12 protein-coding genes are annotated in these 14,873 nt (G+C 69.3%); 7 read left to right on the top strand and 5 right to left on the bottom strand.

Going from position 1 to position 14,873, the window contains the following annotated elements:
- Window positions 1–291: 291 nt before the first annotated feature.
- Window positions 292–2,028 (bottom strand): ABC transporter ATP-binding protein, encoded by a 1,737-nt coding sequence (locus ABYF38_RS03120; protein WP_371152679.1) that lies wholly within the window; start codon window positions 2,026–2,028, stop codon window positions 292–294.
- Complete coding sequence (locus tag ABYF38_RS03115) at window positions 2,025–4,256, bottom strand: ABC transporter transmembrane domain-containing protein (protein ID WP_371152677.1); 2,232 nt, start codon at window positions 4,254–4,256, stop codon at window positions 2,025–2,027. The genes ABYF38_RS03120 and ABYF38_RS03115 overlap by 4 nt, the downstream gene beginning before the upstream one ends.
- 550 nt (window positions 4,257–4,806) lie before the next feature.
- Here ABYF38_RS03115 and guaA point away from each other — a divergent pair.
- The 4 genes from guaA (at window position 4,807) to ABYF38_RS03095 (ending at window position 8,660) form a co-directional block, all read left to right on the top strand.
- Window positions 4,807–6,396: a glutamine-hydrolyzing GMP synthase gene (guaA, locus tag ABYF38_RS03110; protein WP_371152676.1), complete on the top strand. Its 1,590-nt coding sequence runs from the start codon at window positions 4,807–4,809 to the stop codon at window positions 6,394–6,396.
- Window positions 6,397–6,561: 165 nt separating this feature from the next.
- Entirely contained in the window at window positions 6,562–6,861 is a 300-nt protein-coding gene (locus ABYF38_RS03105; protein WP_371152675.1) for a WXG100 family type VII secretion target, read from the top strand.
- An 89-nt stretch (window positions 6,862–6,950) separates the two neighbouring features.
- Entirely contained in the window at window positions 6,951–7,307 is a 357-nt protein-coding gene (locus tag ABYF38_RS03100; protein ID WP_371152674.1) for a hypothetical protein, read from the top strand.
- A gap of 798 nt (window positions 7,308–8,105) precedes the next feature.
- Window positions 8,106–8,660, top strand: a complete 555-nt coding sequence (locus ABYF38_RS03095; protein WP_371152673.1) for a hypothetical protein — start codon at window positions 8,106–8,108, stop codon at window positions 8,658–8,660.
- 3 nt (window positions 8,661–8,663) lie between these two features.
- Here the strand turns inward: ABYF38_RS03095 and ABYF38_RS03090 are convergent, their stop codons facing one another.
- The 3 genes from ABYF38_RS03090 to ABYF38_RS03080 are packed head-to-tail and all read right to left on the bottom strand — an operon-like array spanning window position 8,664 to window position 11,978.
- Window positions 8,664–9,881, bottom strand: coding sequence for an ABC transporter permease (locus tag ABYF38_RS03090; protein WP_371152672.1), 1,218 nt, complete (start codon window positions 9,879–9,881; stop codon window positions 8,664–8,666).
- Window positions 9,868–11,013 (bottom strand): ABC transporter permease, encoded by a 1,146-nt coding sequence (locus ABYF38_RS03085; RefSeq protein WP_371152670.1) that lies wholly within the window; start codon window positions 11,011–11,013, stop codon window positions 9,868–9,870. Before ABYF38_RS03085 ends, ABYF38_RS03090 begins: the two co-directional genes overlap by 14 nt.
- Window positions 11,014–11,015: 2 nt before the next feature.
- Complete coding sequence (locus ABYF38_RS03080; protein WP_371152669.1) at window positions 11,016–11,978, bottom strand: ABC transporter ATP-binding protein; 963 nt, start codon at window positions 11,976–11,978, stop codon at window positions 11,016–11,018.
- A 168-nt stretch (window positions 11,979–12,146) separates the two neighbouring features.
- On the opposite strand from ABYF38_RS03080, the gene ABYF38_RS03075 reads away from it, so the two are divergent.
- The 3 genes from ABYF38_RS03075 (at window position 12,147) to ABYF38_RS03065 (ending at window position 14,808) form a co-directional block, all read left to right on the top strand.
- Window positions 12,147–13,445 (top strand): sensor histidine kinase, encoded by a 1,299-nt coding sequence (locus ABYF38_RS03075; RefSeq protein WP_371152668.1) that lies wholly within the window; start codon window positions 12,147–12,149, stop codon window positions 13,443–13,445.
- Window positions 13,436–14,146, top strand: coding sequence for a response regulator (locus ABYF38_RS03070; RefSeq protein WP_371152667.1), 711 nt, complete (start codon window positions 13,436–13,438; stop codon window positions 14,144–14,146). The genes ABYF38_RS03075 and ABYF38_RS03070 overlap by 10 nt, the downstream gene beginning before the upstream one ends.
- Window positions 14,147–14,259: 113 nt before the next feature.
- Window positions 14,260–14,808 (top strand): NAD(P)H-dependent oxidoreductase, encoded by a 549-nt coding sequence (locus tag ABYF38_RS03065; RefSeq protein ID WP_371152666.1) that lies wholly within the window; start codon window positions 14,260–14,262, stop codon window positions 14,806–14,808.
- Window positions 14,809–14,873: the final 65 nt, after the last annotated feature.

Below are 14,873 nucleotides of genomic sequence, written 5' to 3'. Positions count from 1 at the left end.
GTGCACGAGGATAAGGGAAGGGTGCATTTGGTGCAGAAGCCAGCGGAACACCGCGTTCACGCGGTGGCCGCAGCGGAAGTGGGCAGCCAGTGGAGACCTGGGGAGCTTTTCTCTCCCGTTTAGCTCCCCAGGTCTGGGAAGGAAAAACGGCGGCGCCGCAGGCGCCGCCGCCTAGGCCCCGGTCCGCACCCCGAAAGGGTGCAGACCGGGGCCGACTGGTGTCTCGGGAACCTACCGCCCAGGGCCTATGGGACCCCACGACGGCCCTGGGCGGCGACCAGCCCGATTGCGTTACTCGTGCTGCCAGGACGCCCACAGGGAGGCGTACTCGCCCCCTGCGGCCACGAGCTCGTCGTGGGAGCCCAGCTCCGCGATCCGCCCGTCGATCACCACCGCCACGCGATCGGCGTCGTGCGCCGTGTGCAGGCGGTGGGCGATCGCCACCACGGTCCGGCCCGTCAGGACCGCGTTCAGGGACGCCTCCAGCGAGCGGGCCGCGCGCGGGTCGAGCAGGCTGGTGGCCTCGTCCAGGATCAGCGTGTGCGGGTCCAGCAGCAACAAGCGGGCCAGGGCGATCTCCTGCGCCTTGGCGGGGTCCAGCTCCTTGGCGCCGGAGCCCACCTTGGTGAACATGCCGTCCTCCAGGGCGCTGACCCACTCCCAGGAACCGACCACGCGCAGGGCGCGCTCGATCTCCTCATCGGTCGCGTCGGCCTTCGCCAGACGCAGGTTGTCTGCGATCGTGCCCACGAAAACGTGGTGCTCCTGGGTGACCAGGGCGACGTTCTTGCGCAGCTCGGCCTCGGTGAGGTCGGTGAGCTCCACCCCACCGACCCGCACGGAACCGGTGGTGGGGCCGTGGATGCCGGCCAGCATGCGGCCCAGCGTGGACTTCCCGGAGCCGGAGGGCCCCACCACCGCCAGACGCTCGCCGGGGCGCAGGTCGAGGCTGACCCCGTGCAGCACCGGGCGGCCCGGCACGTACTCGTAGGTGACGTCCCTGATACTCAGCTCAGAGCCGGTGGGCTTCTGGCCGGTCGGGGTGCGGTCGGCGGGCACGTCCTCCACGCCGTAGATGCGGGAGAGGGATGCGGTGGAGGTCTGAATCTCGTCGATCCAGAACGACAGCTCCCCGAGGGGGCTGCGCAGCTGGTTGGCGTACATCGCCACGGTGGTGATCGCACCGATGGTGGTCACGCCCTGATCCAGCAGGAACGCCCCCCACAGCACCACGGCCGCGACCGGGACGTAGAGCCAAAAGCTGACGGAGGTGATGATCCCGATGCGCAGGTAGGAGGTGTAGACCTCCAGGCGCCACATCTCGGTGATGGAGCGGTCGGTCAGGTCGCGGCGCACCCCGGCGATGCCAAGGGCGTCGATGGTGTCGGCGTGCTCCACGCTTTCGGTAACCACCCCGGCCATGCGGGAGTAGGCGGCCGACGTGGCACGGTAGGCCACCACGGCGCGGCGCAGATACCAGCGCATCACTACCCAAATGGCGGGCAGTCCCACCAGCATCGCCAGGGAGAGCAGCGGGCTGATCAGGATGGTGGCGGCGAAGGTGAAGATCACGGTCACGGCGATCACCAGCACGCGCGGCAGTCCGAAGCGCACCACCCACTGGATTCGTCCTACGTCGTTGGTGGCGCGGCCAAGCAGGTCGCCCGTGCCGGCCTTCTCCACCTCAGACAACGGCAGGTGCGCCACGGCGTGGAGCAGGCGTTCGCGGACGGTAGCGAAGACGCTTTCGCCCATGATCATGGCCATCCGGCTGGCGAAGAATGCCAGCAGTGCCTGCAGGGTGACGGCGCCGGCCGCTGCGAGGGCGGCGCTGTCCACGAACGCGCCATCGCCGCCGGCACTTACGTGGTCCACCAGCCTGCCGAGCAGGAACGGGGTGGCCAGGCCCGCCAGCGCCACCGAGATCTGTAGCGCGGTGACCAGGGTCAGGCTGCCCCGGTACTGGGTAAGGAGCGCGGAGACGTTCTTGCGCACACGCTTGCTGCTTGCAACGGGTAGCTGGCTCATCGCTCTTCTCCCTTCTTCAGTCCGGCCTGGTCAGGTGTGGCGCTGCCCTCCGGGGCGTCGCCCGCGCTTCTGGAGACCACGTCGCGGTAGGCCAGGCCGTCGGCCTCCCCGCGCCGGGCCGCAGCTAGCAGTTCGCGGTGGGTGGATACCACCGGAGTGGCCGACGTTCCCGCCGGCGCCCGCTCCACCCCGGCCTGCGAAACCTCGGCCGGCTCAGAGTCGGCTTGTCCGTTCTCCGCGGCGGCGGCCAGCGCGGTGGCGGGCAGGAAGATCACCTGCTCGGCCTGCTCCAGCACCAGGGGAGAGGCGGAGATCACCACGGTGGTGCGCCCGGCACGCTCGGAGCGCAGGGCGGCGGCGATGCGCATCTCGGTGTGCGCGTCCACGGCGGAAGTGGGCTCCACCAGGATCAGCACCGGGGCGTTGGTGGCCAGGGTGCGGGCCAGGGCTACGCGCTGGCGTTGACCACCGGAAAGGGAGCGTCCCTTCTCGGTGATCGTGCCGCCCAGGCCGCGCGGCAGGGAGGAGCGCACGTCGTGCGCGTCGGCGGCGGCCAGGGCGTCGTCCAACGCCGCGTCCACCGGCAGGTGCTCGGGCTGGACGCGGTCGCGCGAGACCTCGCCGCTGTGCTCGGCCTCCCGCTCCACCTCCACCAACTCCGCAGTCTGGTAGGGGGCGACGTCGGCGAAGCTGGCGTCCAGGTTGGAGCGCAGCGAGCCGGCAAAGAGCTGCGCGGTGGCGTGCGAGTGCACGATCGCCGCACGCACTGCCGGCAGCGAAAGCTCACGCAGGTCGGTGCCGTTCAGCGTCACCGGCCCCTGGGAGTCATCCAGGCGGGCCAGGCGCGCGGCCAGCGCGGCGCTCGCGGACGGATCGGGGCTCACCACCACGGTCAGCTTGCCGGGCTGGATGCGCACCCCGGTGCGGTGATCCACCAGCTCGCCGCCGATGCCCGCCAAGTGGTGTGTCACCGCGCCCATCCCATTGGGGTTGGCCGTTCCCGCTGCGTGAGGTCCCGCAGCCGGCGCAGGCGCAGGTTCGCCCGTCCCGGCAGCGTGTGCCGTGCCGGTGGATCCATCGCGCACGGCGTCGTCGCCCGGGCCAGCCAAGGGGGCGGCTGACTGCGCGGGCGCGGCGGGCGGAACGTCGTCCATCTGGGCGCCCAGCGCGGCGGTCGGGGCAACGGACATCGCGCTGCGCTCCGCCAGGTTGCCCGCCAGCGGCTCGACCGCCATGATCGCGGCCACGCGCTTAGCGGCCACCCAGCCGCGCGTGGCGGACCGGACGAACTGAGAGGTCTGCTGCAGCGGGAAGGCAAGGTAGACCGTGAAGCCAACGAACGTGATCAGCTGCCCCACCGTCAGCTGCCCTGCCACCGCCAAGTGGGCGGCCCGCCAGATCACCAGCGCCGTGAACAGGCCCGGCAGCAGCGTCTGCAACGAAACCAGCAGGGAGAACGGGGCGGCCACCTTCACGCCAGCCTGGCGCACCTTCTGCGACTGGGCGCGGTAGCCGGCAGAGAACATCTCCTCGCCGCCAATACCGCGCAGGATCCGCAAACCAGCCACCGTGTCAGTGGCCAGCGTGGTCAGGTCACCGTCGGCCTTGCGCTGCAACTCCTGGCGGCTCTGCAGCGGCTTGGAGAGCAGCGCCAACACCGCCATCTGCGTGGGCAGCCCAATCGCCACCAGCAGAGCCAGCTGCGGCGAATCGCGGAACATCAACACCGTCACCAGCACGGCCACCGCGTTGACACCGATCAGGTTCGGGATGGCGCTGACGAAATCGGCCAGCCGGTTGACGTCGGAGGAGACCGTGGTGGTGACCTCGCCAGCCGTCTGCTCGCGGGCCGTGGCCGGGCCCACGTTGGCCACGTGGTGACCCACCGAACGGGAGGCGAGCAGCGAGGTGCGGATCCAGGTAATCACCCAGAAGAACTCCTCCAGGCCACCACCAAACACCGCTGCGGCGAAGATCAACACCAGCAGGCCGCCCACCCACGCGAACGTGGGGCCGGCAAAACCGTAGGCCGCCGCCGCGTCAATCGACTTACCCAACGCCACCGAGGTCAACGCCGAGGCCGAATGCGAAAGCAGCGCGAAGAACAAGATGGCCAGGATGGTCGGCCAGCTCTGCCGGATCGCGTGCCACACCACCCCGCGCGGCGTGGATGGCCACCGCTGAGCCGGTCCGGTGGGCGGCTGGTAGCGCTTCTCGATCCACCTCAAACCGGGGTTGAACCCCAGCGATGGAGCGGCCGGACCGACACGGGCGGCCCGCTCGGACCGGGCGGCGCGGGCCGCCCCGGCAGCAGCCGCAAGCGGTTCCGCCGGCGGGCGGGGGCCGGCCGAACCTGGCGACCCGGCCGGACTGGGTGGCGCGGCGGGACTAGGAGGCGCTGCGGCTGCAGCGTCGTCCACTAGGGAATCCCGCTCAGCGGGAAGGGATGAGTCAGTCAATTCAAATGTCGATTCTGTGTGAAAGCTGAACCGGGGGACCAAACGGCGCTCACAGAAAACCCCGACCAAAAGCGGGAAAAGTGAAGAAACAACTGCGAGCGCCGGGGCGTAACACACCCGGCGAAAAGGTCGGAAAATGACTGGGCCCTAGGGCCGCATCTCAGTTATCTCGCAGCATCATGGGCGCTAGCCTACACCCGGACTCTGCTTCACCGCCCACCGAGATCGGGCCCCGAGTCCCCAAGAAACGCGGAAAGCACCGCCAATCGGGGGCTACGTCACGGCCGGGGCCAGGGCGCGCGCCGCTAGACTGAGCCGCGTGACCAATCCTGTTTCCCCCGCTCCCGGTGCCGAGCGACCCGTTCTAGTTGTCGACTTCGGCGCCCAGTACGCCCAGCTCATCGCGCGCCGCGTGCGCGAGGCGAGCGTCTACTCAGAGATCGTCCCCCACACCATGCCCGTGGCGGACATGCTGGCCAAGGATCCGGCCGCGATCATCCTGTCCGGCGGGCCGTCATCCGTGTACGAGGACGGGGCTCCGTCCATCGACGCCGCAGTTTTCGAGGCCGCCGTTCCAGTACTAGGCATCTGCTACGGCTTCCAGACCATGGCGCACGCCCTCGGTGGCACCGTCGGGCGCACCGGTACGCGCGAGTACGGCCACACCGACGCCGAGGTCTCCGAGGGATCCTGCCTGTTCTCCGGCACCCCCGCCGAGCAGGTTGTGTGGATGAGCCACGGCGACGCCGTCCAGGCCGCCCCGGCGGGCTTCACCGTCACCGCCTCCACCAGCCAGACCCCGGTGGCCGCGTTCGAAAACCGCGAGCGGCGCCTGTTCGGCCTCCAGTGGCACCCCGAGGTGGGCCACTCCAAGTTCGGCCAGGACGCCCTGAAGAACTTCCTCTACGAGGGCGCTGGCCTGGAGCCGCAGTGGACCCCCGGCAACATCATCGAGGAACAGGTGGCCGCCATCCGGGCCCAGGTGGGCGACGCCCAGGTGATCTGCGCCCTCTCCGGTGGCGTGGACTCCTCCGTGGCCGCCGCGCTGGTGCACGAGGCAGTGGGCGACCAGCTCACCTGCTTCTTCATCGACCACGGCCTGCTGCGCGCCGGCGAGCGCGAGCAGGTGGAAGGCGACTACGCCCGCTCCATGGGCATCAAGGTGGTCACCGTCGACGAGTCCGAGCGCTTCCTCACCGCGCTGGCGGGCGTGAAGGACCCCGAGACCAAGCGCAAGATCATCGGCCGCGAGTTCATCCGCTCCTTCGAGGCAGCCCAGCGCCGCCTGATCGAGGAGATCGGCGCCGAGGGCGGCGAGGTGAAGTTCCTGGTGCAGGGCACCCTCTACCCGGACGTGGTGGAGTCCGGCGGCGGTGAGGGCGCCGCGAACATCAAGAGCCACCACAACGTGGGCGGCCTGCCGGAGGACATGACCTTCGAGCTGGTCGAGCCGCTGCGCACCCTGTTCAAGGACGAGGTGCGCGCCGTGGGCCGCGAACTAGGCCTGCCCGACTACCTGGTCAACCGTCAGCCCTTCCCCGGCCCCGGCCTGGGCATCCGCATCGTCGGCGAGGTGACGCGGGAGAACCTGGCCACGCTGCGCGCCGCCGACCTGATTGTGCGCGAGGAGCTCACTGCCGCCGGCCTGGACCTGGAGATCTGGCAGTGCCCCGTGGTGCTGCTGGCCGACGTTCGCTCCGTCGGCGTGCAGGGAGACGGCCGCACCTACGGCCACCCGATCGTGCTGCGCCCCGTCTCCAGCGAGGATGCCATGACCGCCGACTGGACGCGCCTGCCCTACGACGTGCTGGCCCGCATCTCCAACCGGATCACCAACTCCGTTGCCGAGGTCAACCGGGTGGTGCTCGACTGCACCTCCAAGCCGCCGGGGACCATCGAGTGGGAGTGACCCGCAGCTAGGCGGGGAGAGGAGTGGGTGAGCGTCCCGACGGGCGCTCACCCACTCGTTTGTCCGGGGTTGGTGTGTGGAACTGGTTGTGGGTTGGGGCTGGTGTGGTTAGGGTTTTTGCGTTGGTGAGCGTGGGTGCTCTAGTACACGGAAGGGTGCAAGGTAATGGCTAACGCGTACGGCTACACGCCAGAAGAGATGCGTCGCATCGGCAGCCAGCTGGTCTCCATCAAGGCAGAGATCGACGGCAAGGTGCAAGAAGCCCTGGCCGCTGTTAACGGCCTGATCGGTTCTGGTTTCACCACCCAGGCAGCTTCTGGCGCCTACTCCGAGCAGTTCGAAAAGCTCTCTACCGGTTTGAGGCAGGTCAACGAGAGCATGGAGCCCTTGGGTAACTTCCTGACCCAGTACGCCAACGCGGTGGTGGACATGGACACCCAGATGAGCTCTTCCCTGCGGGGCTGACCCCGTTATGGCTCTAGCGGCCCCGGTGGGTGCGCGCGTGTTATTCGTGCCCACCGGGGCCGGCCTAGTACGAGGCAACAAGAAGGGGGATGGTTTTGCAGTCCATCAGGGTTGATGTTGGCGCACTAGGCACGATCGGGGCCTCGGCCAAGACGATCGCTTCGGAGTTTGAAAGCGCCAACACGAACTCCAACACCATTGCCGCCGCGGTGGGGCACGGGGCTTTGAGTGAGACGGTGCGGGGTTTTGCCCATGACTGGGACGACAAGCGCCAAAAGTTCATCGACGCCCTCAAAGCCTTCTCCGACGCCTCCCTGGCCGTGGCCCATGGGTGGATCAAGTTCGACCAAGACGGCGCCAACACCCTAAACGGCCAAACCCCCACCGGTGGCGGTGGTGGGGCTGGTGCCACTGGCGGTACGCGCCAAACAGCCACAATCGCCTAAAACCCTCACCGGCCTGGCGTCGTGAGCGGCCAGATGTAACAGGCCCAGTCACGGGCCCGCGCCGGTGGCGCCCTGCTCGGGGTACTCGTTCTTCAATTGGTCCGAGGCGCGCACGGGTCCGCTCTGGCGCCCTGGTCGGGCGTCCGGCCTGGTTTGTGTTAGACCGATCGCACCGGTGGGCAGGGTGGGAACTGTCCCTCCCGGGCGCTTGGGGTGGTGTTGCGCAAACGGTTGAGGGGTTAGTCGACCTGTTGAGCTTTTACCGCAGCTCTTGCGGGTTTGGTGCACCGATTGAGGGGTTACCCCCTCGGGTAGCCCATCGAGAGGTTCACTAAGCCCACGACCGGTAGGCCAACCCTACGAGAGGTGCATTAAGCCCTCGATCGCTCGCGCACGCCAGCACATCCGGCAAGCACCGGCGCCCATCCCAGTCCCCCAAGCTCGCAAATGCTGCAACGGGGTACATACGACCGACCGGTGCCACGCCCCCGATCGGTCACACGTACCCCGAACTCACTCTTGTACGCTCGGGGGCAACCCGTCGCCCTCGCGGCAGCTCGGCCCCCCTCGGCACCACCATCCCTAAGCGCCACCACGTGGGCCAGACCGAACGGTGAACCGCGCACCACCGCCCGTCCCCCAAGCTCGCAAATGCTGCAACGGGGTACATACGACCGACCGGTGCCACGCCCCCGATCGGTCACACGTACCCCGAACTCACTCTTGTACGCTCGGGGGCAACCCGTCGCCCTCGCGGCAGCTCGGCCCCCCTCGGCACCACCATCCCGAAGTGCCACCATGTGGGCCAGGCCGAACGGTGAACCGCGCGCCACCGCCCCGGACGCCACCGCCCCGGACGGCACCGGGACCCAGGCAGCTGCCGGCGGCGGCAGAAATGGAGAGGCCATGAAGGTTATCGAGTTCGGCAGGTCCAACGACGGCGAGTGGCTCAGCTACGTCTTCCAGACCACGTGGCCGTACGGCTGGGAGTTTGTGCTGGAGGCCTGCCAGGTGCTGATTGACCGGGACTTGGTGCGGGCCGACCGTCTTTTCTACGGTCGAATGGATGAGCGCGGCCCCGACCACTCGGCAGAGCTGGAGGCCGTCAACGGGCAGATTCGCGCGACGGGCGCCGCGCAGGAGTCTGCCTTCCTCATCCTGGGCGGGTACAGCCGGCTCATGCAGTGCCCCCTCAGCCTCCAGTTCAACAACCAGACCGACGTGCTGATGCTGACCACTTACGTGGAGGAGATCCCAGAGGAGGTGCGGGAAAGACCGGATGCCTTCACCACCTACGTGTCTTCTATCGAGCTGAACGCCTACATCTCCATGACCCGCAAGGGGTTGATCTAGGGCTCACAGCTCGACGCGGGCGCGCGAGCGTCCCACCGCCAACCCCACGGAAGCGATGGCGACCGCGAAGAGCATGGCGATGCCGACGTACCCGTACAGGGGGGCCAGGGCTGAGGCGGTGGCGGTGGTTGAGTTGGTCGCTTCTGTCACCGCCAGGGTGGCCCAGTAGGTGGGGGTGAAGTGAGCCAGCACCACGACGCTTTGGGGCAGCATCTCCATGGCTAGCCAGGCGCCGGAGGTGAAGGAGAGGATCAGGCCGAACAGGTTTCCAAACAGGTTGGCGCCGTTTTCGCTGGCCCCGGCCTGCCCCACCAGGTAGCCGACGGCCACGCCCACCATCGTGGTGGCGAACATGCTCGCCGCGATCACCCCTACTTGTGGGAGGGCTTGGGCGCTCAAGCTGCGGCCGAACACCGCTAGCCCGAGCCCGAGCAGCCACAGCCACGCCACCAGTCCGATGAGGAAGCAGGCGCCCAGTAGTCCGGCCCCGCGTGAGAGGGAGGTGCTGGGGGAGGCCAGCAGCCGCGACCGCATGGCCGCCCGGTTCATGGTGAGCATTATGGTTGCCGCCATCACGACGGTGAAGGTGAACAGCGGGTAGGTGGAGAACCGCGCGTAGGTCTCAAAGGTGAGTGGGATGGAGTCGGTGCGGCCGGGCAGGAGCGTGGTGCTCGCCTGGGCGGCGCTGCTTTGGGCAGCCAGTTCCATCGCCTGTTCGGGCCCGCTTGCCACCGTGGCCAGGTAGCCGCGCGTCTGATTCAGGAAGGTCTCCACCCTGGCGCGGCTCAGGCCCGCCGCTGCGGAGTACGGGGCCTGGTAAATCTCTAGCGGGGTGGCCGACGTCGCCTGCGCGGCCGCCTCGGTGAGGGAGGCGCCCTTTTGCGGCACCGAGGCAAGGAAGTCTGCCCCGAATCCGTGCGGTACCACGATCAGGAGGTCTAGGCGGTCCTTGGCCATGGCGTCTTGCCATTCCTGGCGGGAGTCGGCCAGTGTCACCGGGGTGGCCACGGTGGCTACGAACCGGGCCAGGCCATGGGAGAGCTGGGAGGAGTCGCGGTCCACCACCGCGACGCGGGCCCCGACCTGCTTGAGCTGGTCGGAGTCGTGGCCGGCCAGCGGCGCGGCGGTGAGGACGCCCATCAGGCTGAGCAGGAACAGGTAGGCCAGCACGTAGCCCCAGCGGCGCTGTGCCACCAGCAGCGCGGTCCTAAATGTTGACATGGCTCATCCTCCGCATCCGAATCACGGCCACAGTCATGAAAACCGTGGTCATTGCCGCCAGCGCTGCACACCCGTACGCGAACGGGGCTAGGGAGTCGTAGTAGAGCAGCGAGTAGAAGGTGTGGCTGGACTGCCACAGCGGGTTGAGTTGGGCCAGCCACGGCAGGTTGACCTCCACCCAGTCGGCCAGGCGCATGGAGCCGTCTCCGTACAGGCCGGTGAACAGCGAGAGTAGGGAGACCAGGCCGGAGACCATCCCGGACTCGAGCTTGCGCACCGTGCCCAGCGCGGCCCCGGCGCCGCACGCCATCAGCGAGGTCAGGGAGATGGCAACCACCGCCAGGAGCGGGTGGGCCCCGAAGTTAACCCCCACTACGCCCACCATGTAGGCGTAGGTGATGAGCTGGCTGGCCAGGATCACCAGCCAGGAGGCCCCTAGCACGCCTGCGGCCACCCGCCAGCGCGGAACCCCGGCCAGGGTGCGGCGGGCGCCCAACGGACCGGCCGTCGCGCTCGCGGCCCGCACCGCGATCATCGACAGGCTGGTGCCCATGCCCGCGCTCATGGCGAGCAGGGCGAAGTAGTAGCGCGCCATGGGGCTGGCCTCGGTCTGGGTGAGCTGGGCGGCCTTGGTCAGTGCCGCTCGCGCCTGGAGCACACCGAGGTCCTGGGGCGTGCCACCGTGGGAGAGCACTAGCTGCGTCTGTTGCGCGCCCTGCGCGTAGGAGTCCAGCACGGAGCGCAGCGCCAGCGAAGTGCTGTGCGCGTTTCCCGCCCTGGACAGCAGCAGGCGCGGGGAGCCCTGCTCGACCACCAGGTAGCCCAGCACCTGCCCGGATTCGGCGGCCTGGCGTGCCTGCTCCGGGGTGTCAAAGCGTGTCACCTGCGCAAAGTGGAAGCTGGAGGACGGAGCGGCCAGCCCTGAGACCACGGCGTCCAGGCCGGGGGCGGCCGCGTAGGCAGCGTCGTCCACCACGCCAATCGGCATGGGCTCCAGCGCGTCCTTGGACTCCAGCTTGCCGAACATCAGCATGAACATGGTGGAAAGCACCAGGGGGAAAACCAGCGACCACGCCATCACGCCACGGTCGCGCAGCAGGTGGCGCAGCTGGTGGGAGAACACGGCGCCCATGATCACGCCTCGTCCCTCAGGGCCCGCCCGGTGATTTCCAGGAAGACCTCGTTCAGGCTGGGCGGGGCGGAGGTGACCCGGCCGTAGCCAACGCCGGCGGCGTCCAGGGCGTGCAGTACGTCGGCCAGGTTGCGTGCGCCCTGCGCGCATTCCACCATCAGCTCGGAGCCGGTCAGCTCCGCGCCGCGCACCCGCTCCAGGCGGCGCACGGCCTCCACGGCGGCCTCGGTGGGGTTAAGCAGCTCCAACGCGATCCGCTCGCCGGTGCCGATCAGGGCCTTCAGTTCGCTGGCGGTCCCGGTGGACACCTGCCGGCCGCGGTCCATGATGACGATGCGGCTGCACAGCTCCTCGACCTCCTCCATGTAGTGGGAGGTGTAGATGATCGTGGCGCCGTCCCGGTTGAGTTCCTTGATGCCCGCCAGGATCGAGTTGCGGCTTTGCGGGTCTACAGCGACGGTGGGTTCGTCCAGGATGATCAGGTTCGGGTTGTGGGCGATCCCGCAGGCGATGTTCAGGCGGCGGCGCAGGCCCCCGGAGAGCTTGCGCGGCCGGTAGCGGGTGAACTTCTCCAGCCCCACGAACTCGATGGCTCGCTCCACCAGCTCGCGGCGGCGGGCGCGGGCGGGGACGTACAGGGAGCAGAAGGCGTCCACGTTCTCCCACACGCTCAGCTCCTCGAATACCGCGATGTCCTGCGGGACCACGCCGATGCGGCTCTTGAGGTGGTAGGCGGTGGCCGTCATTTCCTCGCCGAACACCCGGATGCTGCCCTGATGGTAGGTGAGCAGCTGCAGGATGCAGTTCAGTGTGGTGGTCTTGCCTGAGCCGTTCGGGCCGAGCAGGCCAAGTACCTCGCCTTGGGCGATGGTCAGGTTTAGCCCGTCCACTGCCACCAGGTCCCCGTAGCGCTTGACCAGGCCCGTCACTTCAACGGCTGGTGGGGTAGCTGTTTGGCTTTCCACGGTGGTTCCTTTCCTGCCTGGATCACGAGATCACATTGCAATGCTGCCGCCGCCCGGCGGAGGGCGGAAGTGTGCGCTGTCAGCATTTGCCCCGCCCCGGCATGACTTTTGTCAGGGCCCGCGTGCTCGAAGCCCGCCCCTGGCCGCGATGGCGAATAATCGGAGACCGTGAGGGTTTTGGCGGACAAGGCTGCGGCGCTGATGGCGGGCGTGGCGTTGATTCTGCTGTCGACGCCCGGCGGGAACGGCCCCGCCCGCACGATCTGGCTGCTCGCCGCCGTGGCGCTGAGCGGGATGGCCCACTCTCTTCCCGCCCGCGCCGCCGCCTGGGCCCCCGGCGCGCTGCTGCTGGCGGCCGTCTTCACCCCGAGCGCCCTGCCCTCCCTCCCGCTGGTGGGGTACGACGTTGCCCGGGCCGCCTTGCTGCCTCCCGCCGCCGTCTCGGGGCGGGTGGCGGACTTCGCCCAGGCCGCCCCCTGGCTGCGCCGCGCCGCCCTGCTGGGGCCGGTGGCGGTGCTGGCCAAGTGGTTCCTGGCGGGCATGTGCGCGCCCGGAGCGGCTTCCTGGCCGGCCTGGCTGGCCGCCGTGGCGGCTGCCTGGGCGCTCGCGGTCAGTCTTGCCTGGCGCACGGCGGAGGCCGAGCGGGCGGCGGCGCAGGCCTACCAGGTGCGCGACTTGCTGCACGCCAAACTGCTTTCGCTGCGCCAAACCAACGCCCGCCTGCAGGAGGCCCAGGAGTTTGAGACCCGGGCCGGCGTGCTGGCCGAGCGCACCCGCATAGCCCGGGACATGCACGACGGGGTGGGGCACAGCCTGACCGGCCTGCTGTTTCGGGTGAAGGCCCTGGAGGTGATCCACCGGGAGCAGCCCGAGCTGGTGGGGCAGTTGGCGGAGCTAGGCGGTGGGCTGGATCAGGCTTTGAGCGCGATGCGGGCCAGCGTGCACGCGCTGGCCGACGACGCCGAGGACCTGCCCACCTCCCTGAACCTGTTGGCCAGCAGGTGCGGGATCGCCCACGTGAGCGTGGACTGCGGCGTGGAAAAGGGCATGCCGGCGCGCGTTTCGCGTTGCTTCGTGGCCGTCACCCGCGAGGCGTTGACCAACGCGCTGCGTCACGGGCGGGCCACCAGCGCGGTGGTGCGGGTGAGCGAACTCCCCGGGTTTTGGCGCCTGCAAGTCAGCAACGACGGCACGCTGCCGGGGGCGGGAACGCTGGCTGCCCTCACCGGCGCACTGGGGCAACCGGGCCGGCGCGCACTGGCCGCCAGCGGCGGCGCGGCCGGCGCGAACGACGTTGGCCTCGCGGCAGAGAGGGCGGCGGCGTTCGAGTTGGCGGAACTGAACGCCGGCATGGGGCTGCGCAGCATGCGCGACCGCGTGGAGTCCCTGGGCGGAAACCTGCGCATCGAGGTTGGTCGGCGTTTTAGCGTGGTGGCGATGATCCCGAAGGAGGAAGCGTGCGAGTAGCGATCGCCGACGACGACGCCCTGGTGGCCCAGTCCCTGGCCACCATCCTGGGGGCGGAGACGGACATCGAGGTGGTGGGGGTGGCCGGCAGCGGGCCGCAGGCCGTGGCCCTCTACCAGAGCCAATCCCCAGACGTTTTGCTGCTTGACATCCGCATGCCCGGCGGGGACGGCCTGAGCGCCGCAGAGCAGATCCTGGCCGGGTGTGAATCGGCCCGAATCGTCTTCCTGACCACCTTCAGCGACGACGAGTACATAGTGCGCGCCCTGCGCATGGGGGCGCGCGGCTACCTCATCAAGCAGGACATCGCCCAGATCGCCCCCGCGCTGCGCAGCGTCATGGCGGGCATGAGCGTGCTGGAGGGGCGGGTACTAGAGCGCACGGCGATCCTGGGGGCGGGCGGCGGGGCGTCGTCCACTTGGGGTGGCGAAGAGAGCCAAGACGGCGGCCGGGCGGGCCAGGGACCGGCGGGACGGGACGGGCCGGCGGGGGAGAAGGGCCGCCCGGAGGAATTCGCCGCCCTCACCGAGCGCGAATTCGAGGTGGTGGAGGCGGTCAGCGCCGGGTGGGACAACACGCAGATCGCGGCCCACCTGTTCCTCAGCGAGGGGACGGTGCGCAACCACATCAGCACGATCCTGGCCAAACTGGGGCTGCGCAACCGCACCCAGATCGCCGTCCAGTACTACCGGGCGCGCTGACCGGGCGATCAGAGCGGCGGCGCCACAGGCGGCCTGCGGCGGCCCTGCGAGTGCGGCGACCCGGGGGCAGGCGTAAAGTCGACACGTTTCGTGCCCGCTCGAAGGAGAAGCCCATGCGCACCCTGGTACTGCTGTTCCACCCCGACCTGGCCGCCTCGAAGGCCAACGCCCGCCTGGCCGCCGCGGCGCAGAGCGTGGAGGGAGTCACGGTTCGTGACATCTACGCCCTCTACCCGGACGGCAAGTTCGACGTGGAGGCCGAGCAGGCCGAGCTGGCGCAGGCCGACCGCGTGGTGTGGCAGTTCCCGATCCACTGGTACTCCGCCCCCGGGCGCTTCCAGGAGTGGCTGGACACCGTCTTCGCCTTCGGCTGGTCCCACGGCCCGGGCGGCAAGGCCCTGGCGGGCAAGGAGCTGATGGTCGCCGTCACCACCGGCATGGCCGCCCGCATGTACGACCCCGAGGGCGCCGCCGCCTACCCGATCACCGACCTGCTGCGCCCCTTCCAGGCCACCGCCATCAAGGTGGGCATGCGCTACCTGGCGCCCTTCACGGTGCACGGGATGGCCAAGGGGGACGACGCTGCCCTCGAGGCCGCCGCCGCTGACTACGCCGCCGCGCTGACCGACGCCGAGCGCCCCGAGCTGGACCGCGTGGGCTGAAACCCGCACAAACGCGCATGGCTGCCGCCTCCTCTTGGGGAAAGGAGGCAGCCATGCGCCTACTT

This window comes from Buchananella sp. 14KM1171 (assembly GCF_041380365.1).
GTDB lineage: Bacteria > Actinomycetota > Actinomycetes > Actinomycetales > Actinomycetaceae > Buchananella > Buchananella felis.
The sequence above is the reverse complement of the archived record's forward strand: the minus strand, read 5'-3'. Positions and strand labels throughout refer to the sequence as shown.

Bases quoted from the DNA above. Each gene is read 5' to 3' on its own strand.
- ABYF38_RS03120 (WP_371152679.1), bottom strand. From the start codon at position 2,028: ATGAGCCAGCTACCCGTTGCAAGCAGCAAGCGTGTGCGCAAGAACGTC.
- ABYF38_RS03065 (WP_371152666.1), top strand. From the start codon at position 14,260: ATGCGCACCCTGGTACTGCTGTTCCACCCCGACCTGGCCGCCTCGAAG.
- ABYF38_RS03100 (WP_371152674.1), top strand. From the start codon at position 6,951: ATGGTTTTGCAGTCCATCAGGGTTGATGTTGGCGCACTAGGCACGATC.
- ABYF38_RS03085 (WP_371152670.1), bottom strand. From the start codon at position 11,013: ATGGGCGCCGTGTTCTCCCACCAGCTGCGCCACCTGCTGCGCGACCGT.
- ABYF38_RS03105 (WP_371152675.1), top strand. From the start codon at position 6,562: ATGGCTAACGCGTACGGCTACACGCCAGAAGAGATGCGTCGCATCGGC.
- ABYF38_RS03090 (WP_371152672.1), bottom strand. From the start codon at position 9,881: ATGTCAACATTTAGGACCGCGCTGCTGGTGGCACAGCGCCGCTGGGGC.
- ABYF38_RS03095 (WP_371152673.1), top strand. From the start codon at position 8,106: ATGTGGGCCAGGCCGAACGGTGAACCGCGCGCCACCGCCCCGGACGCC.